Below are 22,356 nucleotides of genomic sequence, written 5' to 3'. Positions count from 1 at the left end.
AGGTTCTAGGTGCCTGACAAGGGAGACGGATGAAGCTCGGACTGCAGCTCGGCTACTGGGGCGCACAGCCGCCCACGAACACCGGTGAGCTCGTCGCGGCGGCGGAGGAGTCGGGCTTCGACGCGATCTTCACCGCCGAGGCGTGGGGGAGCGACGCGTTCACCCCGCTGGCCTGGTGGGGCCGCGAGACGCGCCGGGTGCGCCTGGGCACCTCGATCGTGCAGATGTCGGGCCGGGCACCGACCAGCATCGCGATGCACGCGCTCACGCTCGACCACCTGAGCAACGGCCGCGTCGTGCTGGGCATGGGCGTCTCCGGGCCGCAGGTCGTCGAGGGCTGGTACGGCGTGCCCTTCAGCAAGCCGCTCGCCCGCACGCGCGAGGTGGTCGAGATCATCCGCAAGGTCCTCGCCCGCGAGGCCCCGGTCACCAACGACGGGCCGCACCACCCGCTGCCCTACACGGGTCCGGGTGCCGTCGGGCTCGGCAAGCCGCTCAAGCCGATCGTGCACCCGCTGCGCGCCGACATCCCGATCTGGCTCGGCGCCGAGGGGCCGAAGAACGTCGCGCAGACCGCGGAGATCGCCGACGGCTGGCTCCCGATCTTCTACACGCCGCGCTCGGCCGCCATGTACCAGCCCTGGCTCGACGAGGGCTTCGCCCGGCCCGGCGCCCGGCGCACGCGCGACGACTTCGAGATCGCCGCGACCTGCCACCTGCAGATCACGTCGTCGGAGGAGGAGCGCCGCGGTGTGATCGACGGCCTCAAGCCGGTCATCGCGCTCTACATGGGCGGCATGGGCGCCAAGGAGCAGAACTTCCACAAGAACGTCTTCGACCGGATGGGCTACGAGCACCTGACCGGGCAGGTGCAGGAGCTGTTCCTCGCCCAGGAGCGCGAGGAGGCGACCGCGCTGATCCCCGACGAGCTGGTCGAGGAGATGCACATCGTGGGCGACGAGGGCTACGTGCGCGAGCGCGCGGCCGCGTGGGAGGAGACGGGCGTGACCACGCTGCTGCTCAGCTGCCGCGACGCCGCCGAGGTGCGCCGCGTGGCGGAGGTGCTGGCATGAGCGACCTGCGCACCGGCGTCCACAACGGCCACCTGATGGTGGCCGCGCTCAAGCGGCACCGCGACGTGCCGGTGATGCACCTCGGCGAGACCACGCTGACCGGCGGCGAGACCGCGGCGCGGATCAGCCAGTACGTGCAGGCCTTCGAGGCGCTCGGGGCCGGCACCGGCACCCACGCCGCCCTGCTCGCGCTCAACCGCCCGGAGGTGCTGTTCATCCTCGGCGCGGGCCAGACCCAGGGCTTCCGCCGCACGTCGCTGCACCCGCTGGGCTCCGTCGACGACCACGCCTACGTCATCGACGACGCCGGCATCACCACGCTCGTCGTCGACCCGGTCTTCGCCGAGCGGGCGCTGGCGCTGCTGGAGAGGTGCCCCCGGCTCGAGCAGGTGCTGACGATCGGGCCGCTGCCGGAGGCGCTGGCCGGCCGCGGGCACGACCTCGTCGCGGCGGCCGCGTCGTACGAGCCGCAGCCGCTGGTGGCGCGCACGCTCGACCCCGACCACGTCGTCTCGATCACCTACACCGGCGGCACCACCGGCCACCCCAAGGGCGTGGTCGGGACGTCGCGCGCGATGTCGACGATGACGCAGGTGCAGATGTCGGAGTGGGAGTGGCCGGAGAACCCGCGCTTCCTGATGTGCACCCCGCTGTCGCACGCCGGCGCGGCATTCTTCGTGCCGACGGTGCTCAAGGGCGGCTGCCTCTACGTGCTCCCGCGGTTCGACCCGGCCGAGGTGCTGCGCACCATCGAGGAGCAGCGGATCTCCGCGACCATGCTCGTGCCCTCGATGCTCTACGCGCTCCTCGACCACCCCGACGCAGCAACCCGCGACCTCTCGTCGCTGGAGACCGTCTACTACGGCGCGTCGGCGATCAACCCGGTGCGGCTGCAGGAGGCGATCGACCGGTTCGGCCCGATCTTCGCCCAGTACTACGGGCAGTCCGAGGCGCCGATGGTGATCTCCTACCTCGCGAAGGCCGACCACCTCGGCGACCAGCGGCGCCTGGCGTCGTGCGGTCGACCCTCGGCGTTCCTGCGCACGGCGCTGCTCGGCGAGGACGGCCTGCCGGTGCCGCCCGGCGAGCCGGGGGAGATCTGCGTGGCCGGTCCGCTGCTGGCCGCCGGCTACTGGAACCTGCCCGACGAGACGGCCGAGACGTTCCGTGACGGCTGGCTGCACACCGGCGACGTGGCGCGCGAGGACGAGGACGGCTTCTGGTACATCGTCGACCGCACCAAGGACATGATCGTCACCGGCGGCTTCAACGTGTTCCCGCGCGAGGTCGAGGACGTCGTGGCCGAGCACCCGGCGGTGGCCCAGGTGGGCGTGATCGGGACGCCGGACGCGAAGTGGGGCGAGGCGGTCACCGCGGTCGTCGTCCTGCGCGAGGGGCACGAGCTGACCGATGCCGTCGTCGCCGAGGTCCAGGACGCGGTCCGGCAGCGCAAGGGCCCGGTGCACGTGCCCAAGCGGGTCATCGCCGTCGACGCGCTGCCGCTGACGGGGCTGGGCAAGCCGGACAAGAAGGCGCTGCGGGCACAGTTCTGGCAGGGCGAGCGCGCGGTCGGGTAGCCCCCGACGATCCCGGTCGCCGCGGGACCATCGCCTCTGGGGCGGTGCGGCCCGGCGGGGGAGCGTGGAGCCGTGACGAGGCAGGGCGTGCCGCTCGTACGGCGCGCGCGGGTGCGGCGACGCGCGGCGGCCGTGGTGGCGGCCCTGTGCCTGGCGCCGGTCCTCCTCCCGCTCGTGGTCACCACACCGGCGACTGCCGGAGGCACCGTGGCGGTGCCCGACGCGGCGCGCGGGCGCTGGTCGGTCGTGGCCACCCCGTCCGGGCCCGAGGCGGTGTGGCGGGCTCCCGGCCGCCTGCCGACCACGGACGCGCGGCCCGAGCTCCGGGTGGACGGCACGGTGGTGGCGGTCCCCGACGTCGACCCGGACGGGCACAGCGTGAGCGTCCCCCTGGCCGCGCTCGGCGGCGCCGACGCGGGCGACCTCGAGGTCTGGCTCGGCGCGCGGCGCCTCGACGTCACCAGCCAGCCGACTCCCCCTGCGCCCGGGCAGGCCACGTCCGGCGCGGCCCTGGCTCGGCAGGCGGTCACGCCCGGCACCGACCCCGGCCTCCCCGGGCCCCGCACGTGGACCGCCTTCGACTACACCGCTCCCGACCTGCCGTGGCCGACCTTCGACGCCCCGATGGAGGTGCTCGGTCACGCCGTGCTCCCCGACGAGGTCGACCACGCGCCGCTCGTGGTGTTCCTGCACGGTCGTCACATCGCCTGCTACGGACCGCACGACCACGGCTTCTGGCCGTGCGCCCCGACCTCGCAGCCGGTCCCGAGCTACCTGGGGTACACCTACCTGCAGGAGCTGCTGGCCAGCCAGGGCTACGCCTCGGTGAGCATCTCCGCCAACGCCGTGAACGCCCAGGACGGCATGACGAACGACGGCGGCGCGCGCGCCCGCGGCACCCTGGTGCGCCACCACCTCGAGCTGCTCGCCGGCTGGTCGGCCGACCCCGCCGACGCGCAGTGGGGCGGGCGGCTCGACCTCGACCGCGTGGTGCTGGTCGGTCACAGCCGCGGCGGCGAGGGCGTCGACCAGGCGGCGATCGACACGCCCGCGGACGCGCCGTACCGCCTGCTCGGTCAGGTGCTGCTCGCCCCCACGGACTTCGGCTGGCAGACCGCGTCGTACCTGCCGACCGAGGTGCTGCTCGGCTACTGCGACGGCGACGTCAGCGACCTCCAGGGCCAGCGGTACGTCGACGCGGCGCCGCTGCTCGCCCCCGACGACCCGTCGCTGCGCAGCAGCGTCCTGCTGATGGGCGCCAACCACAACTTCTTCAACACCGAGTGGACCCCGCGCATCTCGCAGGCGCCCAGCACCGACGACTGGTGGAACCGCACCGACCCCGTGTGCGGGTCGCGCACCTCGCCGACGCGGCTCACCGCGGCCGAGCAGCGCCGCGCGGCGCAGACCTGGGTGGCCGCCGGGGTGCACGCCTTCCTCGCGGGCGACCCCGCGCAGGCCGACGACTCCCTCGCCTGGATCGACGCCGGGGAGCCGGTCGCCCTGCCCGCCGCCGGCCCGGCCGTCGCGCTCACCGCGGCCCTCGGCGGCCACCGCAGCACCGTCGGCCTCGACGGCGGCGCCACCGCGGCCGGTGCCGCCGCGCCGTGCCTGGCCGGGGAGCCGTACGGCGACCTCGGCGGCCTGGCCCGCACCGTCCCCGGCGACGACGAGCTGTGCGGCATCCACGGCTTCGACCGCGAGCCGCACTGGACCCCGACCTACCCCTCCCCGGCTTCGGTGCACGCCGCCGACGCGGCGAGCGGGCTGGCGCAGCAGGAGCGCCTCGCGTGGACGACGACCGGCGCCGAGGGCGGGTGGCACCTCGCCCAGCCGCTCGACCTCGGCGGGGAGGGGACCAGCCTCGACCTCCGCGTCGTCGTCGACCCCGACAGCCCGCCCGTGGACCTCGAGGTGGTGCTCGGCGCCGGCGGTGAGACCTTCGCCGCGCCGGCCCGGACCCTCCAGCCGCTCCCCGGCTTCTCCGACCTCGCCGCGCTGTGGGCGCAGACGCTGCGCGTCGACCCCGACGACTACCGCGGCCACCTCGACCTCGCCCAGGTCGACTCCGTGCAGGTGCGCACGGTGAGCGACCTCGGCCGGCTCTGGCTGCTCGACGCCTCGCGCCGCGAGCCCGGGCTGGCGCCCGTGCCCGACACCTCACTGCCCGTGGTGCACCTCGGGCGGGTGGTCCAGCCGGAGGGGTCGGCGACGACCGGCGGCACCGCGCTCCTGCCGTTCCGTGTCACCGGTGAGGTCACCGCCCCGGCGCGGTTCGCGGTCGCCGCCGAGCAGTGGACCTGGGGCTGGCGGCGCCGCCCGCAGTTCGTGACCGTCGACCTCGAGCTGGGTCAGACCGCCGGCACGATCGCGGTCCGCTACCAGGCCGACGACGTCGACGACCTCGGGCGCGTGACCCAGCGGGTGCACGCCGTGGCCAAGCGGGGCGTGGCGTTGAGCCGCTTCGTGGGCGACGTCGTGGTCCGCGACGACGACCCCTCGCCCGCGGTCACCTTCGAGCCCGCCCCGGCCCACGTGGCGTACGGCGACGAGGTGGTGTTCCGGGTGCACCTCTCCGCGCCCGTCGACTACTGGGTGGACAACCAGGCCCGGGCCGTGCGGCGACCCGGCGTCCGACCGCTGCGGACCTCCGACGTCTCACGTGCCTGGCTGCGCGCCCAGCTGGGCCAGGTGCCGGACGACGTGCCGCTGTGGCGGGTGTGGCGCTGGGGCTTCGTCGACCTCCCCCCGGGCGCGACGACGGCCCGGCTCGTGATCCCGACCCGGGCGCACCCGCGTCACCCGGGTGCCAAGGTGCTGACCGTGCGCTTCACGGCGCGACCGCTCGACGCGCCGCTGGTCGCCTCGGCCCGCGTCGGCTCGTGACCCGCCGGGCCGTGTCGTGGTGATCAGGTGCCGGTGAACTGCGGCGTGCGGCGCTCGAGGAAGGCCCGGGGGCCCTCCCTGGCGTCGTTGGAGGCGAACACGGCGGCGCCGACCGCGGCGTCGTCGCGCCAGCAGTCGTCCTCGTGCTTGCCCTCCGAGGCGCGGATCGTGCGCAGCACGGCCTGGACGGCGAGGGGGCCGTTGGCGGCGATCATCCCGGCCAGCTCGTGCGCCTTCTCAAGCGCGGTGCCGTCGGGGACGACGTGGCCGACGAGCCCGATCTCCCGGGCCTCGGCCGCGCTCACGTGCCGACCGGTGAGCAGCAGGTCGGCCGCGACGGTGTACGGGATCTGCCGCGGCAGCCGCACCGCCGACCCGCCCAGGGGGTAGAGGCCCCAGCGGGGCTCGGAGACCCCGAATTTCGCCGACTCTCCCGCGACCCGGATGTCGGTGGCCTGGAGGATCTCGGTGCCGCCGGCGATGGCGGGCCCCTCGACGGCGGCGATGAGCGGCTTGGTCAGCCGGAAGCCCTTGAGCAGCGACTTGATCACCGACGGGTCGAACTCGCCCGACTCGAAGCGGTCGGAGGGGGAGGACGTCGACATCGCGGCGAGGTCGGCGCCGGCGCAGAACGCCCCGCCGGCGCCGGTGAGGATGCACACGCGCACGTCCGCGTCGTCGTTCACCCGGTCCCAGGCATCGGCCATGATCTCGAGCATCTCGCCCGACAGCGCGTTCTTCTTCGCCGGACGGTTCATGGTGACCACGAGCGTGTGGCCGACCAGCTCGACGAGGGCGTGCGGGGCCGGCTCGGCGCCCGCGTCGGGACCGGTCTCAGGGGCGGTGCTCATGGCCGGGATCCTAGCCAAGAACGAGAACGTGTTCTAGTCTCGCGCCGTGGCCCACAACATCGCCGACCTCTTCGAGCACGCCGTCGACGTCGCCCCGGACAACCCCGCCGTCAAGGTCGGGGACCGCGTGGTCACCTACGCCGAGCTCGAGCGCGACGCCAACCGCCTGGCCCACCACCTGCAGGCGCAGGGCATCGGGGAGGGCGACCACGTCGCGATCTACGCCAAGAACTCCATCGAGCACGTCGTGGCGATCCTGGCGGTGGTCAAGATCCGGGCCACGAACATCAACGTGAACTACCGCTACGTCGAGGGCGAGCTCGACTACCTCTTCGACAACGCCGACGTGGTCGCGGTCATCCACGAGCGCACCTACGCCCCGCTCGTCGCGGCCTGCTTCCCCCGGCACGAGAGGCTGCGGCACGCGGTGGTGATCCCCGACGTGCTCGCGCCCGACGACACCTCCGACGTCTCGTCGTACGGCGGGGTGCTGTGGGAGGACGCGCTGGCCGGCCAGAGCGACGAGCGCGACTTCGGCGAGCGCAGCGCCGACGACGTCCACATCATCTACACCGGTGGCACCACCGGCTTCCCCAAGGGCGTGATGTGGCGCCACGAGGACTTCTGGCGGGTGCTCGGCGGCGGCATCGACTTCTACACCGGCGCGCCGCTGACCGAGTTCGACCAGTCGGCCCAGGCCACCGACCCGCGGATGGTCACGTTCCCGCTCAGCCCGCTCATGCACGGCGGGGCCCAGGCCGGACTGCTCATGCACCTGTTCGCCGGGCACCTGACCATCCTCGAGCCGAAGTTCGACCCCGTCCGCACCTGGCAGATCATCGACCGCGAGGGGGTCCAGCTGATCTTCATGACCGGTGACGCGATGGCCCGCCCGCTGATCGAGGCCTACGAGGCGGGCGACTTCGACGGCAGCAGTCTGTTCGCGATCTCGAGCAGCGCTGCGATCTTCAGCCCGCAGGTGAAGAAGCGCTGGATGGACGCCTTCCCCAACGCCGTGTTCACCGACTCGATCGGCGCCTCGGAGACCGGCTTCCAGGGCATGGGCCTGCAGGACAAGGACAACATCAGCAAGGACGGCCCCGTCGTCGCGCTCGGCCCCAACAGCGTGGTCATCGACGACGACAACCGGCTCCTCGACCCCGCGACCGACGTCGGCAAGATCGGGCGCCTCGGGCGCGGCGGCAGCGTCCCCGTCGGCTACTACAAGGACCCCGAGAAGTCCGCGCGCACCTTCCTCGAGATCGACGGCGAGCGCTACTCGGTGCCCGGCGACTTCGCCCGGATCGAGGAGGGCGGCAAGGTCACCATGCTCGGCCGCGGCTCGAACTGCGTGAACACCGGCGGGGAGAAGGTCTACCCCGAGGAGGTGGAGATGGCGATCAAGGGCCACCCCGCGGTGTACGACGCCCTCGTGGTCGGCGTCCCCGACGAGCGCTACGGCCAGGCGGTGGCGGCGGTCGTCGAGCTCCGCGAGGGCACGACGCTGGAGCTCGAGGACCTGCGCTCCTTCCTGCGTGGCCACCTCTCCGGCTTCAAGCTGCCCCGGGTGCTCGCGGTCGTGGACCGGATCCCGCGCAACGCGACCGGCAAGGCGCAGTACCCGCGCGCCAAGGAGATCGCCCTGGCCTCGCTCGGCACGGGCGCCGACACCGAGCAGCCGACGGACGCGTGACCGGCGTGCGCACCCCGCTCTGCGACGAGTTCGGCATCGAGCACCCGATCTTCGCCTTCACCCCCTCCGAGCACGTCGCCGCCGCGGTCTCCCGCGCGGGCGGGCTCGGAGTCCTCGGCTGCGTGCGGTTCAACGACGCCGAGGAGCTCGACCGGACCCTGACCTGGCTCGACGAGAACACCGACGGCAAGCCCTACGGCGTCGACGTGGTGATGCCGATGAAGGTGCCGACCGAGGGCACCTCGGCCGACCTCGCGTCGCACATCCCCGAGGAGCACAAGGCGTTCGTCGACGAGACGCTGCGCAAGCTGGGCGTCCCGCCGCTGCCCGAGGGCGAGGGGCGCGAGGGTGTCCTCGGCTGGCTGCACTCGATGGCGCGCTCGCACGTCGACGTCGCCCTCCAGCACCGGCCGGTGCTGATCGCCAACGCGCTCGGCACGCCGCCCACCGACGTGATCGAGGAGTGCCACGCCGCCGGGCTCAAGGTCGCCGCGCTGGCCGGTGCGCCCAAGCACGCCCAGAGCCACATCGCCAACGGCGTCGACATCATCGTCGCGCAGGGCTACGAGGCCGGCGGCCACACCGGGGAGATCGCCTCGATGGTCCTCACGCCCGACGTCGTCGACGCCGTCGGGCCCGACGTCCCGGTGCTCGGCGCGGGCGGCATCGGCTCCGGGCGGCAGGTCGCGGCGTCGCTCGCGCTCGGCGCCCAGGGCGTGTGGACCGGGTCGATCTGGCTCGGCACCGAGGAGTACCGCAACCTCGCCGGCAACAGGGGCTGGGAGACCGCCTTCCTGCGCGCCTCGTCCTCCGACACCGTGCGGACCCGGATCTACACCGGCAAGCCGGCGCGCCTGCTCCGGACGAGGTGGACCGACGCGTGGGCCGCCGAGGACGCCCCGGCGCCGCTGCCGATGCCCCTGCAGAACCTGCTGGTCGCCGAGGCCCACAACCGGATCAACGCCAGCGGCGACCCCGACGTGATCTCGATGCCGGTCGGGCAGGTCGTGGGGCGGATGAACGCGGTGCGTCCGGTCGCCGACGTGATGCGCGACCTCGTCGCGGAGTTCGAGGAGGCCGTCCGGCGCCTCGACGGCATCGCCGCCGGCTGACCCACGGGGCGCGTCGAACCGTCAGTTCGGGCGCGTCGAACCGTCAGTTCGGGCGCGTCGAACCGTCAGTTCGGGCGCGTCGAACCGTCAGTTCGGGCGGCGGGGAGCCGCGCGGCGGCCCGGGCTGCGCGGCCGCCGAGAGGGGAGCCGTGCAGGAACCGTGGTTCGAGGACGTCACCGGGAGCGAGGCGGGGGAGGCGCCCTTCGGCGTCGTGGTGAGCGCCCTCGAGGACCGCGGATTCCGGGTGCTGGGGCGCATCGCGCAGCGTCGGGTGCCGGGCGGCCGGCTCGCCCACGACCGTGAGGCGCGGGGGCACTGACCGACTGGGCGGCCCGCCCACCCGGCACGTTGCTGGCCGCGGGCGACCACGCGTCGTACGTCGTGGTGGGCAGGTTCGGCAAGGCTCCGGTGCTGCGCTTCCGCACCGTGCTCGACGACGGCGCGGTCGTCGAGACGGTGTCGGTGGCGAAGCCACGGGTGCTGCGCCCCCGGGGCCAGGATCCGTTCGCGGGCTTCACCCTCGCCGTGCGGGCACTGGTCGGCACGGTGTGCCTGGTGGTGGTCGCAGCCGCCCTCCTCGTCGGCACCCGTCTCGGGTTGCGGGCGCTGCGTGAGGCGTGGTGGTGGCGGCCGCGGTATCCCTGAGCACGCAGGGTCGTCAGCGCGGGGCCGTGGCCAGCACGTGCTCGCGGAAGAGGGCCGCGGACGGCAGCAGCCGGCGCTCCTGAGACCAGGCGACCCCGACGTCGCGGTGCGCGCCGTCGTCGTCGAGCCGCACCAGGCGCTCGCGGGCGGGCGAGAGCAGGTCGGCCTCGACGGGCAGGGCCGGGATGATGCCGACGCCGAGGCCGGCCGCCACGAAGCCGCGGACGACCGTGAGGTCGTCGACCTCGAAGCCCACGCGGGGCGAGAAGCCGGCCCGCGCGCACAGGTCGTCGCAGAGGGCGCGGAGCTCCCACGTCGGTCCGAGCATCACGAAGGTCTCCTCGGCGACGTCGGCCAGCGACATCGAGGAGCGCCGCGCCGCGGGGTGGTCGGGCGGCAGGGCGAGGTAGAGCGGTTGGGAGAGCAGCCGCTCCCAGTGCACCGCGGGGTTGCGGGGCCGGCGAGCGGTGAGCTCGAGGTCGATCCGGCCGCCGGCCACCATGGACGAGCCGAGCGCGTCCTGCGAGGGAACCAGCTGGAAGCGCACCCGCGGGTACTGGGCCAGGAACCGGTCGATGAGCCCGGGCACCAGCGAGACGCCCAGCGAGAGCTGGAAGGCCAGCGAGACCGTGCCGGTGCGCGGGTCGACCAGCTCGGACACGGCGGCGAGGCCGTCGTCGACCGCGTGCAGGGCGGCGTCGAGGTGGCGCTTGAAGACGGTGCCGGCGTGCGTCGGCCGCAGCACGCGCCCCGAGCGGTGCAGCAGCGGGGCGCCCACCTCGCGCTCGAGCCTGGCCAGCGCGCGGGAGACCCCCGGCTGGCTGACCTGCCAGGTCTCGGCCACCTCGGTGACGGTGACCCCGTCGACCACCTGCTGGAACCAGCGCATCGCCTCGGTGTCCATAGCATGACTCTAGTGCATGGATAACCGTAGATCAGGCTATTGGACGTATGGATCGAACGCGCGGACACTGGAGTCATGAACACATCGACCCCCGTCCGACGAGAGGCCACCACCATCCGCACCGCCGTCCGCGAGCGCTGGACCAGCGCCCGCGACGCCCGCACCGCGCGCCGCACGCTCGAGCGCGAGCTGGCCTCCTACCGCACCTCCGCCGAGGTCTACGACCTCCTCGCCCTCGTCGAGGGCACCGACGGCGACGACCAGGACGCCATCCGCAGCATCCTCGTCGGCCGGCTCCAGACCGAGGAGCAGGGCGCCCGCCTCGCCTCCTGACCACCCGCGTCGGGCGCGGCCGACCTGGTGCGGGTCCACCGTGCCCGCCTGCCGCCACTCCTGCACGGCGTCGTTCGTCGCAGGAGGGTGTCCATACGGCTCCCGTGAGCCACTGCCCCGGAGGCCGGCCGTCACTAGCATTCGGCCATGCACGTGGTCGCGGCCGTGGCGAACGAGGGGGTTCTCACGTTCGACCTCGCCGTGCCGTGCGAGGTGTTCGGGTGGGACCGGTCCTACCTCGGCGTGGAGTGGTACGACTTCTTCGTCTGCGCCGCCGACCCCCCGCCGTTGCGCACCTGCACGGGGTTCAGCATCGACACGCCGCACCGGCTCGACGACTTGGCCCGCGCTGACACGGTGATCATCCCGGGCTGGTCGGACCCGGAGCACGAGCCGTCGGCGGAACTGGTCGACGCCTTGCAGGAGGCCTACCGCCGCGGTGCCCGGATCGCCTCCATCTGCATCGGGGCCTTCGTGCTGGGGTGTGCCGGCCTCCTCGACGGCCGGCCCTGCACCACGCACTGGGCCTTCGCCGACCAGCTCAGCAGGCGCTTCCCCCGGGCGCGCGTCGACCCCGACGTCCTCTACGTGGACGACGGACAGGTGCTCACCTCGGCGGGGACCGCGGCCGGGATGGACCTGTGCCTGCACATGGTCCGCACCGACCACGGCGTCGAGGTCGCCAACGGCGTCGCCCGACGCGTGGTCATGCCGCCGCACCGGGAGGGCGGTCAGGCGCAGTACATCGAGCGTCCGGTCCCGGAGACCGGGGACGACGGTCTGCAGCGCGCCTGCACCTGGGCGCTCGAGCACCTCGATGAGTCCTTGGGCGTCGAGGACCTGGCACGTCACGCGGCCATGAGCACCCGCACGTTCGCCCGCAGGTTCCGGGCGGCGATCGGCACGACCCCGGGGGAGTGGCTGCTCCAGCAGCGCCTGCTATTGGCCCAGCGGTTGCTCGAGACGACCGACCACAGCGTCGACCGCGTGGCCCACGCGGTGGGCTTCGGCACCGCGACGACGTTGCGGCACCACTTCGCCGCGCGCGTGCACACGAGCCCTCACGCGTACCGGCGTACCTTCCGCGGGGAGCAACCGGCGGTCTGACAGGTAGTCGCGAGGTGTCGCAAGGTGGCCGGATGTTGGCGATGCGTGACCTCGTTCGCGGCGGACCGGGGACATGGCCGGACCCGACTCTGGGAGGGCAAGGTCCCCCTCGCCGCCGGCAGGTGGGACGTTCCCACCACTGTCGGAGGACGACATGTACGCAGCAATCGGACGCTTCACCCACCGCCACCGCTGGACCGTCATCGCGGCCTGGGCCGTGCTCCTCGTGCTCGGCTTCACCATCGGGGTCTCCGTCTTCGGACACCTCTCCGACTCCGGAGGTTCTGGCAACGCCGAGTCCGTGCAGGGCTACGAGCGCCTCGCGCGGTTCCAGACGTCGCAGCCGGGCATCGTCGCGCTGGTCGACGGAGCGCCCGTCGACAGCCCGGCCGTCGCCTCGGCCGTCACCGAGACCGCGCAGGCGCTCGCCGCTCTTCCCTACGTCGCCGAGGTCCGCACCGCCTACCAGCCGGGCGACGGCATGCTGCGGGGGCCGGACGGGAGGACCAGCCTCCTCACGGTGACCGTGGAGCGCACCGAGGACATGATGGCGATGCACGAGCACGTCCAGGAGGTGCGCGACACGCTGCACGGCGCGGTCCCGGGGGCGCGCGTGCTCGTCGGTGGGCCGGACGCGGTGATGGCCGACGAGATGAGGACGAGCCAGGAGGACCTCTTCCGGGGGCAGCTGGTCGCGTTGCCCGTGCTGCTCCTCGCACTGCTCGTCGTCTTCCGCGGGTTCCGGTCTGCCGTGCTGCCGATCCTGGGTGCGCTGGTCACCGTCGCCGGCGCGCTGCTCCTGCTGCTGGCGGCGACGCGGGTCGTCGACGTCGCCGGCTACGCCGTCGACGTCGTCGCGCTGTTCGGGCTCGGGCTGGCGGTCGACTACAGCTTGCTCATGGTCAGCCGGTTCCGCGAGGAGAAGGCGCTGAGGTCCGACACCGGGACCACGATCGAGCACACGGTCGGCTCCGCGGGCCGCACGATCACCTACTCGGCCATGACCGTCATCGCCTCGCTCTCCGGGCTGCTCGTCTTCGACGACCCGGTCTTCCGGTCCCTGGCCATCGGGGGGATCGCCACGGTCCTCGTGGCCCTGGCGGCCGGCCTCACCCTGGTGCCCGCGCTGCTCGCGCTGTGGGGCGGCCGGATCAAGGCCGAGGCGCCCGGCGGGGTGGACGCCGGGTTCTTCGCCCGCCTGGCCCGGCTGGCCCAGCGGCGGCCGGCCGCCGTGGCGGGCGCCACGACTGCCGTCCTGCTGCTCGCCGGGACACCGTTCCTCGGCGTGAGCTACAGCAACGGTGACCACCGGGTGCTGCCGACCTCGCTGGAGAGCCGGCAGGCGACCGACCTCGTCGGGCAGCGCTTCCCCGGCATGACCGCAGGGCCGGTCCAGGTTGTCGCCGGCGCTCCCGCCTCCGACCCGTCGGTGCAGAGGTACGTCGCGCAGCTGCGTGAGCTGCCGGACGTCGAGGGGGTCTCCGTCGAGCAGCTCGGAACCGGCCTCAGCCTGGTCTCGGTGGCCTCGGCCGGTGAGCCGCAGGGCGACGAGGCGCAGCGGCTGGTCGAAGCGCTGCGCACCGACCGGCCGGAGTTCGAGACGTGGGTGACCGGGCAGGCCGCCTTCCTCGTCGACGCCCGTGCCTCGATCGCCGACCGCTTGCCGTACGCCGTCCTGCTGATCGCCCTGGCGACGTTCGTGCTGCTGTTCCTGATGACGGGGTCGGTGCTGGTGCCGCTCAAGGCGCTGCTGATGAACACGCTCTCCCTCGGAGCGACGTTCGGCACGATGGTCTGGATCTTCCAGGACGGCCACCTCTCCGGACCGCTCGGCTTCACGGCCTTCGGTTCGATCGAGCTGTGGGTGCCGATCGTCGTGTTCGTCTTCGCCTTCGGCCTGTCGATGGACTACGAGGTCTTCCTGCTGTCGCGGATCAAGGAGGCTCACGACCGCGGGCTCGCGACCGACGCTGCCGTGGTCGACGGGCTGCAGCGATCGGGCCGGATCATCACCTCGGCCGCACTCCTGGTGATGATCGCCTTCCTCGGCTTCGCCACCGGGCAGAACCTCGGCATCAAGGAGATGGGTGTGGCCCTCACCGTGGCCGTGCTCGTCGACGCGACCCTGGTGCGGTGCCTCTTGGTGCCCGCGACGATGACGATGCTGGGCGGGGCCAACTGGTGGGCGCCGCCCTGGCTGCGCAGGGTGCACCGTCGGGTGGGCCTGCACGAGGCGCCTGACGTGGGGCGTCCGACCGGTGCTCCGGTCAAGGTGCTGGTCTGACCACGCCTGCCGGGGACCGCTCCCGCCGACGCGGCGGGAGCGGTCCCGTGCCGGACCTAGGGTGGGCCGATGCCGACGCACCTGCTGATCGTCGCCGACACCCACGTCCCGAAGCGGGCCCGCGACCTGGCGCCCGCGCTGTGGCACGAGATCGAGGCAGCGGACGTCGTGCTCCACGCCGGCGACTGGGTCGACGAGACGCTGCTCGACGCGTTCGAGGCCCGCGCCCGCCGGCTGGTCGCGGTGCGGGGCAACAACGACCACGGCGCCCTCCGGGAGCGCCTGCCCGAGGTCGCCCGGGTCGAGGTCGACGGGGTCCGGATCGCGGTGGTCCACGAGACCGGCTCCGCGAAGGGCCGCGAGGAGCGGTGCAGCGCGGCGTACGACGACGTGGACGTGCTGGTCTTCGGCCACAGCCACATCCCGTGGGACACCACGAGCACCACCGGGCTCCGGCTGCTCAATCCGGGCTCACCCACCGACCGCCGGCGCCAGCCGCACTGCACCTACCTCACGGCGACCGCCGACCAAGGTGCGCTGCTCGACGTCACCCTCCACCGCGTCGACCGCAGCTGATCCGCAGCCGGCGAGGTGAGCCGCGGCGTCGCGCGGCGCCTGCTGCCCGTCGAGGAGTCCCGTCAGGCGGGCTCGGCGGCGAGCACCCGGCCGACGCGCAGCGCCTGCTCGGTGGCGCCTCCGTAGAGGAACTCGAAGCGCTTGGCGGTCGTGAAGTAGCGGTGGGCCTCGCCGTCGAGGTCGATGCCCACGCCGCCGTGCACGTGCACGGTGGTGTGGGCGAGGCGGTGCCCGGCGTCCGCGGCCCACAGCTTCGCGGTCGCCACCTCGACCTCGGCCGGCAGCCCCTCGGAGAGCCGCCACGCGGCCTGCCACAGGGTCAGGCCCTGCCCGAGGACGTCGATGTAGCCGTCGGCCAGCCGCTGCGAGACGGCCTGGAAGGTGCCGATCGGGCGGCCGAACTGCTCGCGCGTCCGGGCGTACGACGCGGTCAGCGCCAGCGCTCCCTCGGTGACGCCGAGCTGCTCCGCGACCGCCGCCACGACGAGCAGCTGCGCGAGCCGGGTGGCGGCGTCGGCGCCACCGAGCGGCTCGGCCGGGACGCCGGCCAGGTCGAGGCGTACGACGAGGTCGCGGTCGGAGACGTGCTGCTCGACGACGGTGAGCCCCGGGGCCCCGGCCTCGACCAGGAACACTCCGGTGCCCGACCCCGCCGACCCGAGCGAGGCGGTGACCAGGAAGACGTCGGCGGCGGCGCCCGCGCGCACCAGCACCTTGCTGCCGTCGAGGCGACCGTCGCTCCAGGAGGTGGTCGGGTGGTCGGGGAGGTGCACGAGCTCCTCGGCGACGGCGGCGGTGAGCACCCGCTCTCCCGTCGCGGCGCCCGGCAGCCAGCGCTGCTGCTGCTCGTCGCTGCCGAGCTCGGCGATCGCCATCGCTGCCGGGCCGTGCACCGCGAGCGGCACGGGTGCGACGGTCTTGCCGACCTCGACGAGCACGCGGCACAGCTCGACCAGGCCGAGCCCCGCGCCGCCGTGCCGCTCCGGGATCGCGAGCGACAGCATCCCGGCGTCGCCCAGCTCGCGCCACAGCTCGCGGTCGAACCGGTCGCCGCCGCGCTCGACCTCCTGCTGGCGCGCGTTGGTCGCGCGGTCGACGAGGATCTGCCGCGCGAGCTCGGCGGCGTCGTCCTGCTCGGGGGTGAAGTCGAAGTCCACGTCTCGCCTATCTCTTCGCCGCGGGCAGGCCCAGCCCGACGTAGCCGATGATGTCGCGCTGGATCTCGTTGGTGCCGCCGCCGAAGGTCATCACCAGCGACGAGCGGTGGAACCGCTCGAGCCGCCCGGCGAGCACGGCACCCACGGAGTCGCCGATGACCGCGGCCAGGGGGCCCACGACCTCCATCAGCGAGCGGTAGACCTCGGTCGCGAGCTCGGATCCGTAGACCTTGGTCGCCGAAGCGTGCGCGGGGGAGAGGTCGTCGACCGACGAGGCCAGCTTCCAGTTCAGCAGGGTGAGCATGTCGGCCCGCGCGTGCGCGCGGCCGAGCAGCACCTGCACCCACTCCTGGTCGATGACCCGGCGGCCGTCGGCGTCCTTGGTGTCCTGCGCCCAGCGCCGCACGAGCCCGATCGAGTGCGTCAGGGGTGCGGCCGAGGTCAGCGCGACGCGTTCGTGGTTGAGCTGGTTGGTCATCAGCGCCCAGCCGCCGTTGCGCTCCCCCACGAGGTTGCCGACGGGCACCCGCACGTCCTCGTAGTAGGTCGCGCTGGTGCCGACCCCGGCCACCGTGTGCACCGGGGTGTAGGAGAAGCCGTCGGCATCGGTCGGGACCAGGATCATCGAGAGCCCCTTGTGCCGGGGCAGGTCGGGGTCGGTGCGGCAGGCCAGCCAGACCCAGTCGGCGTACTGGATGAGCGAGGTCCACATCTTCTGGCCGTTGATCACCCACTCGTCACCCTCCTGCACCGCGCGCGTGCGCAGCGAGGCGAGGTCGGTGCCGGAGGCCGGCTCGGAGTAGCCGATGGAGAAGTGCAGCTCGCCGGCCAGGATCCGGGGGAGGAAGTAGTCCTTCTGCTCGTCGGTGCCGTAGCGCATGATCGTCGGCCCGACGGTGTTGAGCGTCAGGTAGGGCACCGGGACGCCCGCCACCGCCGCCGCGTCGGTGAAGATCAGCTGCTCGACCATGGAGCGCGCCTGCCCGCCGTACTCCTCGGGCCAGCCGATGCCGAGCCACCCGTCGGAGCCCAGCCGACGGATGACGTCCTTGTAGACCTCGGCGTCTCCGAACTCGCCGGAGGCCGCCGCCAGACCGGCGCGGACCTCGGGGGTGACCAGGTCGGCGAAGTACGCGCGCAGCTCCTCGCGCAGTCGCTCCTGGGCGGGTGTCAGGGCCACGTGCATGTGGTAAAACTATAACGTGTTCTCGTTTTGGTCCACCACCGTCCACGGGCACCGGAGGTGCGCATGAGCGACAGCCGACAGCTCGACCGCGGCACCCCACCCGAGCGGTTCGCGCGGGGCTGGCACTGCCTCGGGCTGGCGCGGGACCTCGCCGACGGCACGCCGCACGCCGTCGAGGCGTTCGGCGGCAAGCTGGTCGTCTGGTCGGACTCGCAGGGCGAGCTGCACGTGCTCGACGGCTACTGCCGCCACATGGGCGGCGACCTGACGCAGGGCACCGTGAAGGGCGACGAGATCGCGTGCCCCTTCCACGACTGGCGCTGGGGCGGTGACGGCCGCTGCAAGCAGATCCCGTACGCCCGGCGCGTCCCGCTGCGGGCGCGGACGCAGCGCTACGAGAGCGTCGTGCGCAACGGCCAGCTGCTCGTGTGGCACGACGTCGAGGGCAGCGCGGCCGACCACGACATCCTGCCGCCGGTGCTCGAGGGCATCGGCACCGACGCGTGGACCGACTGGACCTGGCGGGTGATCGACGTCCCGGGCGCCCACTGCCGCGAGATCGTGGACAACGTCGTGGACATGGCGCACTTCTTCTACATCCACTTCGCCTTCCCGACCCACTTCCGCAACGTGTTCGAGGGACACACGGCGACCCAGTTCATGGAGTCGACCGGCCGGCCCGACATGAAGGGCGAGGGCTACGGCGACGAGGACCTCGTGCTGAAGTCGGAGGCGACGTACTACGGCCCGTCGTACATGGTCAACTGGCTCACCACCGACTACAAGGGGTTCGTCACCGACGTCGTGCTCATCAACTGCCACGTGCCGACGTCGCAGAGCTCCTTCAAGCTCCAGTACGGCCTCTGCGTCCGCAAGCCGGAGGGCGTCGACGAGAAGACGTCGCAGTACATCGCCAGCCGCTACTCGCAGATGTTCGGCGACGGCTTCCTGCAGGACGTGCACATCTGGCTCAACAAGGCGCCCGTCCAGAACCCGCTGCTCTGCGAGGAGGACGGCCCGGTCTACCAGCTGCGCCGGTGGTACGAGCAGTTCTACGTCGACAAGGACGACGTCACGCCGGAGATGACCGAGCGCTTCGAATTCGAGGTCGACACCAGCAAGGCCAACGAGTTCTGGCGCACCGAGGTCGCGGAGAACCTGGCGCGCAAGGCCGCCGAGGACGCCGCGCCGGCCGAGCCCGTCGAGACCTCCTGATGGCCTCCTTCACCCCCACCAGCGCCGAGACGCTGGAGGACCGGCGTCTCTACACGCAGGCGCGACTGGTCGAGGTCGCCTGCCTCGACTGCCTCGCCGTGGTGGGGGTCAAGAAGAACTCCGAGCACCACACCTCCATCCAGTGGACGGACCACGCGCTGCACCAGTGCCAGGAGTTCGCCAGAATGGCGGCCGCGCCCGGGGGGCGGCCGGTGCACGCCGCCTGCCCCCGGCTGGCGGCCAGCATCGAGGCCGCCGTACGCGACGGACAGGTGTCGATCGGGGCCGAGGACGGGTACTGACGTGGACGAGGGCTCCTACCTGCTGAGGGTCGCCGACCTCGTCCGCGAGACCGCGGACGCCGTGTCGGTGGTCTTCGAGGTGCCCCCGGAGCACGCCGAGGCGTTCACGTTCCGGCCCGGCCAGTTCCTCACCCTGGGCATCCCCTCGGACCGCACCGGCCTCGTCGCGCGCTGCTACTCGATCAACGTGCCGCCGGGGGAGCCGCTGCAGGTCACCGTGAAGCGGACGCCCGGCGGCTTCGCCTCGCACTGGATCAACGACGAGCTGCGCGTGGGCGCCACCGTGCGGGTCCTGCCGCCGAGCGGCATCTTCACGCCGAAGTCGCTCGACGACGACCTGCTGCTCTTCGCCGGCGGGTCCGGGATCACGCCGATCATGTCCATCACCCGCACCGCGCTGCGCGACGGCTCGGGCCGGGTCGTGCTCTTCTACGCCAACCGGGACGAGCAGTCCGTCATCTTCGCCGCCGCGCTGCGCGAGCTGGCCGCAGAGCACCCCGACCGGCTGCAGGTCGTCCACTGGCTGGAGTCGGTGCAGGGGCTGCCCTCGACCGCGCAGCTGAAGGCGTTCGCGGCGCAGTACGCCGCATGGACGGCCTTCGTGTGCGGCCCAGCGCCGTTCATGAAGGCGACCACCGACGTCCTCAAGGAGCTCGGGTTCCCCCGGGCGCGGCGCCACCAGGAGAAGTTCGTCTCCCTCGGCGGCAACCCGTTCGGCGACGTCGAGGAGGTGGCCGCCGCGTCCGCGACGCTCGCGGAGGCCGACGACCACGAGGCCGAGGACGACCTCCCCGCCGACGCCGGGGGCCCGGAGGGCCCGGTCACGCTCGTCGTCGACCTCGACGGCGAGGTGCACGAGTACGACGACTGGCAGCCCGGCACCAAGCTGCTCGAGCACCTCGAGTCCAAGGGCCTGCGCGCGCCGTACTCCTGCCGCGAGGGCGAGTGCTCGGCCTGCGCCTACCGCCTGCTGGAGGGCGAGGTGAAGCTGCTCCACAACGACGTGCTCGACGAGGAGGACCTCGCCGACGGCATCCGCCTCGGCTGCCAGTCGCTCCCGGTGACCGACCGGGTGTCGATCACCTACCAGTAGCCACCGGTCCTCTACGGCGTGACCTCGGTGACCGCACCGACCTCCACCCCGGTCATCGTGACCTGGTTGATGCCCACGTTGTGGCCGTGGCAGGTGAAGGTGGCGTCCCGGTCGCTCGCGGCGAGCACGACCAGCTGGGTCCCGAGGGAGGCGTACTCCCCGGGGAGGGCGACCGTCGTGTTGGTCCGCGCGAACCCGTTGTCGGGCGCCTCGAGCTCGCAGCTGATCCACGGGACCTGGGGGTCGTTGCTGAAGACGTGGGGGAAGGCGGTGGCGCTCACCGTCACGAGCCACCGGCCCTCCGGGAGCGCCAGGCTCTGCACGAGCGTGTTGCTGTCGTCGTCGGGGAGGTAGATGCCGTCGCCCGTCCGGGAGTACACGAGCCGCGGGGCGAGGTCCTCTGCCGTGGCGGGCGACAGGTCCCGGACGCCCAGGCTTCCGTCCTTGACGTCGGCGGACTTCAGGGTGCCGTCCTTGACGTCGGCGGACGTGACGGTGCCGTCCTTGATGTCCTTGCCGGTGATCTTGCCGGCGGCGTAGCCGCCACCGGCGGCGCCCACGACGAGCAGTGCGGCGGCGCCGAGGACGGCGGTGGTGCGGGTGCGGATGGAGCTGGCGGGCATGGGGGCCTCTTCCGTGGACCGGGCCCGAGACGGCCCCACGCTCGTGCGGCCCCGACGACTCCGGACGCTAGCGGCGAGCGTCCCTCGCGTCCACGACCCTGGATCGCCGGTCCGCACTTTCCGCGGCCGGCTACCAGCCCCGCTCGCGCCACTCGGCGAGGTGCGGCCGCTCCGCGCCGAGCGTGGAGTCGTCGCCGTGGCCGGGGTAGAACCAGGTCTCGTCAGGCAGCGTCCCGAACAGCTTGGTCTCGACGTCGTCGACCAGCGACCGGAAGGCGTCCGCGTCGCCGAACGTGTTCCCGACGCCCCCGGGGAAGAGCGAGTCCCCCGTGAAGAGGTGGTGGTGCACGCCGCCAGCGACCGGGTCGTCGTACACGAGCGCGATCGAGCCGGGGGTGTGACCGACCAGGCCGATCACCCGGAGCGTGCACGAGCCCACCGCGACCGTGTCGCCGTCCCAGACGGGGCGGGCCACAGCCACACCGGTCTGCTCGGTGATCGCCTCCGCGTCGGGACGCCCGGCGACGGTCGTCGCGCCGGTCGCGGCGACGACGTCGGCCAGGGCGCGGTGGTGGTCCCAGTGCTGGTGGGTCGTGACCACGGTGGTGAGGCCGGCGTCGCCGGCCAGCGCGAGCAGCGTCGGGGCGTCGTCCGCGGCGTCGATCAGCACCTGCTCACCTGTCTCGTGGCACCGCAGGAGGTAGCAGTTGTTGGACATCTGCTCGTCGACGGCGACCTTGGTGATCGTGAGCCGGCCGAGCTCGCGGACCGCGGCGCCGCCGCCGGGCCGCACGCCGCCGGTGTAGTCCGCGCTCACCACGCACCCACCTGCGGCAGCGTGCCGGTCGAGCTCGAGACCCCGTCGCCCGACCCCCGCCCGGTGAGCCACCAGGCCAGGTCGGCGGCCGAGCCGGTCACGGTCGGACCGTCGGCCGGGGAGTCGCCGTAGCCCCACGAGCCGTCGAGGTCGAGCGGCCGCACCGTGAAGGACTCCGCGCCGACCCCCCGCTTGGCCATGGCGCCGAGCACGTTGGTGCACAGCTCGGGCGTCCACGACGACCGCTCGTAGCCCGCGTCGAGGTCGACGTGGTGGATCTCGACCTCGCGCCAGCGCATCCCGACCGCCGCCGCGGCCGAGAAGGTGCGCCCGCCGGGGGTCCGCTCGATGCGCGTGCCCCACAGCTCCGCCGGCACCGAGGCCGCCGCCTCGGCGTACGACGAGCTGGCCGCCAGCAGCCGGTCGCGCAGCTCGCCCTGCTCGGCCGTGGCGAGCGACGCGATGTCGCCGTCGCGTGCCTCCTGCGAGGCGTACATCGGCACCTGAGCGCCCGCCACCACGCCCCGCAGTGCGGACGCGAGGCCCTCGCCGTTGAGGGCGAGGTGGGCGACGACGTGGGCGCGGGTCCAGCCGGGCAGCCCCGACGGTCCGGTCCACTGCTCGGGCTCGAGCCCGTCGACGGTGCGGACCAGGCGGTTGGTCGCCTCGTGGAGGAGCGCCAGGTCGCGGCCCGGGTCGTGGGCCTGGTCACGCACCGGGTCACGCACCGGGTCGTGGGCCGGGTCGTGGGTACGGGCGTCGGTGTCGGGTGGCATGACCACATCCTGTCCCAGCCGCGGTGAGGGCGGCCAGCACCCGCTCGCGGGGACCTTGTCGGTGCTGCGTGAGAGGGTGAGATCGGTGGGCGTGGACGCTTGTGCCACGCCGTACGATGACGAACACTTGTTCGAACCAGCGTGG

General features: G+C 73.1%; 21 protein-coding genes. 14 read left to right on the top strand and 7 right to left on the bottom strand.

From position 1 onward, the window contains the following. Positions 1–29 precede the first annotated feature (29 nt). The 3 genes from ACFPGP_RS18355 (at position 30) to ACFPGP_RS18345 (ending at position 5,536) form a co-directional block, all read left to right on the top strand. Positions 30–1,073 carry an LLM class F420-dependent oxidoreductase gene (locus ACFPGP_RS18355; protein ID WP_378592325.1) on the top strand — a complete coding sequence of 348 codons (1,044 nt, stop codon included), beginning with the start codon at positions 30–32 and terminating at the stop codon, positions 1,071–1,073. Next, entirely contained in the window at positions 1,070–2,650 is a 1,581-nt protein-coding gene (gene fadD8, locus ACFPGP_RS18350) for a fatty-acid--CoA ligase FadD8 (RefSeq protein WP_378592324.1), read from the top strand. The genes ACFPGP_RS18355 and fadD8 overlap by 4 nt, the downstream gene beginning before the upstream one ends. A 72-nt stretch (positions 2,651–2,722) precedes the next feature. Then, the gene (locus ACFPGP_RS18345) at positions 2,723–5,536 is read left to right on the top strand and encodes a hypothetical protein (protein WP_378592322.1); all 2,814 of its coding nucleotides are present in this window, start codon (positions 2,723–2,725) and stop codon (positions 5,534–5,536) included. 23 nt (positions 5,537–5,559) lie between these two features. Here the strand turns inward: ACFPGP_RS18345 and ACFPGP_RS18340 are convergent, their stop codons facing one another. Beyond that, the gene (locus ACFPGP_RS18340; protein WP_378592320.1) at positions 5,560–6,387 is read right to left on the bottom strand and encodes a crotonase/enoyl-CoA hydratase family protein; all 828 of its coding nucleotides are present in this window, start codon (positions 6,385–6,387) and stop codon (positions 5,560–5,562) included. A gap of 46 nt (positions 6,388–6,433) precedes the next feature. On the opposite strand from ACFPGP_RS18340, the gene ACFPGP_RS18335 reads away from it, so the two are divergent. The 4 genes from ACFPGP_RS18335 (at position 6,434) to ACFPGP_RS18320 (ending at position 9,838) form a co-directional block, all read left to right on the top strand. After that, positions 6,434–8,080, top strand: coding sequence for an acyl-CoA synthetase (locus ACFPGP_RS18335; protein WP_378592319.1), 1,647 nt, complete (start codon positions 6,434–6,436; stop codon positions 8,078–8,080). Then, on the top strand, positions 8,077–9,192 hold the full coding sequence (locus ACFPGP_RS18330; protein WP_378592317.1) for an NAD(P)H-dependent flavin oxidoreductase: 1,116 nt from the start codon (positions 8,077–8,079) through the stop codon (positions 9,190–9,192). The genes ACFPGP_RS18335 and ACFPGP_RS18330 overlap by 4 nt, the downstream gene beginning before the upstream one ends. Positions 9,193–9,341: 149 nt before the next feature. Beyond that, positions 9,342–9,512 (top strand): hypothetical protein, encoded by a 171-nt coding sequence (locus ACFPGP_RS18325; protein ID WP_378592315.1) that lies wholly within the window; start codon positions 9,342–9,344, stop codon positions 9,510–9,512. Between the two features lie 29 nt (positions 9,513–9,541). Next, on the top strand, positions 9,542–9,838 hold the full coding sequence (locus ACFPGP_RS18320) for a hypothetical protein (protein ID WP_378592313.1): 297 nt from the start codon (positions 9,542–9,544) through the stop codon (positions 9,836–9,838). Between the two features lie 13 nt (positions 9,839–9,851). Here the strand turns inward: ACFPGP_RS18320 and ACFPGP_RS18315 are convergent, their stop codons facing one another. Beyond that, positions 9,852–10,742, bottom strand: a complete 891-nt coding sequence (locus tag ACFPGP_RS18315; protein ID WP_378592312.1) for a LysR family transcriptional regulator — start codon at positions 10,740–10,742, stop codon at positions 9,852–9,854. Between the two features lie 75 nt (positions 10,743–10,817). On the opposite strand from ACFPGP_RS18315, the gene ACFPGP_RS18310 reads away from it, so the two are divergent. The 4 genes from ACFPGP_RS18310 (at position 10,818) to ACFPGP_RS18295 (ending at position 15,042) form a co-directional block, all read left to right on the top strand. Further along, on the top strand, positions 10,818–11,075 hold the full coding sequence (locus tag ACFPGP_RS18310; RefSeq protein ID WP_378592310.1) for a hypothetical protein: 258 nt from the start codon (positions 10,818–10,820) through the stop codon (positions 11,073–11,075). A gap of 147 nt (positions 11,076–11,222) precedes the next feature. Further along, positions 11,223–12,182, top strand: coding sequence for a helix-turn-helix domain-containing protein (locus tag ACFPGP_RS18305; RefSeq protein ID WP_378592309.1), 960 nt, complete (start codon positions 11,223–11,225; stop codon positions 12,180–12,182). A 154-nt stretch (positions 12,183–12,336) separates the two neighbouring features. Then, positions 12,337–14,466 carry an MMPL family transporter gene (locus tag ACFPGP_RS18300; RefSeq protein ID WP_378592307.1) on the top strand — a complete coding sequence of 710 codons (2,130 nt, stop codon included), beginning with the start codon at positions 12,337–12,339 and terminating at the stop codon, positions 14,464–14,466. 69 nt (positions 14,467–14,535) lie between these two features. Then, positions 14,536–15,042 carry a metallophosphoesterase family protein gene (locus tag ACFPGP_RS18295; protein WP_378592305.1) on the top strand — a complete coding sequence of 169 codons (507 nt, stop codon included), beginning with the start codon at positions 14,536–14,538 and terminating at the stop codon, positions 15,040–15,042. 62 nt (positions 15,043–15,104) lie between these two features. On the opposite strand, the gene ACFPGP_RS18290 is transcribed toward ACFPGP_RS18295, so the two are convergent. Together ACFPGP_RS18290 and ACFPGP_RS18285 are read right to left on the bottom strand one after the other, a co-directional pair. Further along, on the bottom strand, positions 15,105–16,199 hold the full coding sequence (locus tag ACFPGP_RS18290) for an acyl-CoA dehydrogenase family protein (protein WP_378592304.1): 1,095 nt from the start codon (positions 16,197–16,199) through the stop codon (positions 15,105–15,107). A gap of 7 nt (positions 16,200–16,206) precedes the next feature. Then, positions 16,207–17,385 carry an acyl-CoA dehydrogenase family protein gene (locus ACFPGP_RS18285; protein ID WP_378592303.1) on the bottom strand — a complete coding sequence of 393 codons (1,179 nt, stop codon included), beginning with the start codon at positions 17,383–17,385 and terminating at the stop codon, positions 16,207–16,209. Between the two features lie 63 nt (positions 17,386–17,448). Between ACFPGP_RS18285 and ACFPGP_RS18280 the strand changes: the two genes are divergently transcribed. From ACFPGP_RS18280 to ACFPGP_RS18270, 3 genes are read left to right on the top strand one after another with little or no spacing between them, the layout of a single operon-like run. Next, complete coding sequence (locus ACFPGP_RS18280; RefSeq protein ID WP_378592301.1) at positions 17,449–18,600, top strand: Rieske 2Fe-2S domain-containing protein; 1,152 nt, start codon at positions 17,449–17,451, stop codon at positions 18,598–18,600. Continuing rightward, positions 18,600–18,902: a hypothetical protein gene (locus ACFPGP_RS18275; protein WP_378592300.1), complete on the top strand. Its 303-nt coding sequence runs from the start codon at positions 18,600–18,602 to the stop codon at positions 18,900–18,902. The genes ACFPGP_RS18280 and ACFPGP_RS18275 overlap by 1 nt, the downstream gene beginning before the upstream one ends. 1 nt (position 18,903) lies before the next feature. Next, positions 18,904–19,995: a 2Fe-2S iron-sulfur cluster-binding protein gene (locus ACFPGP_RS18270; RefSeq protein WP_378592298.1), complete on the top strand. Its 1,092-nt coding sequence runs from the start codon at positions 18,904–18,906 to the stop codon at positions 19,993–19,995. A gap of 11 nt (positions 19,996–20,006) precedes the next feature. Here ACFPGP_RS18270 and ACFPGP_RS18265 read toward each other — a convergent pair whose 3' ends face one another. The 3 genes from ACFPGP_RS18265 to ACFPGP_RS18255 all read right to left on the bottom strand — a co-directional run bounded on the left by ACFPGP_RS18265 (position 20,007) and on the right by ACFPGP_RS18255 (position 22,211). Beyond that, positions 20,007–20,618 (bottom strand): hypothetical protein, encoded by a 612-nt coding sequence (locus ACFPGP_RS18265; protein ID WP_378592296.1) that lies wholly within the window; start codon positions 20,616–20,618, stop codon positions 20,007–20,009. 130 nt (positions 20,619–20,748) lie between these two features. Next, positions 20,749–21,435, bottom strand: a complete 687-nt coding sequence (locus tag ACFPGP_RS18260) for an MBL fold metallo-hydrolase (protein WP_378592295.1) — start codon at positions 21,433–21,435, stop codon at positions 20,749–20,751. Then, positions 21,432–22,211, bottom strand: coding sequence for a maleylpyruvate isomerase family mycothiol-dependent enzyme (locus ACFPGP_RS18255; RefSeq protein ID WP_378592294.1), 780 nt, complete (start codon positions 22,209–22,211; stop codon positions 21,432–21,434). Before ACFPGP_RS18255 ends, ACFPGP_RS18260 begins: the two co-directional genes overlap by 4 nt. Positions 22,212–22,356: the final 145 nt, after the last annotated feature.

This window comes from Nocardioides taihuensis, from assembly GCF_042657275.1.
Lineage (GTDB): Bacteria > Actinomycetota > Actinomycetes > Propionibacteriales > Nocardioidaceae > Nocardioides > Nocardioides taihuensis.
This window is presented reverse-complemented; position numbering and strand designations above follow the sequence as displayed.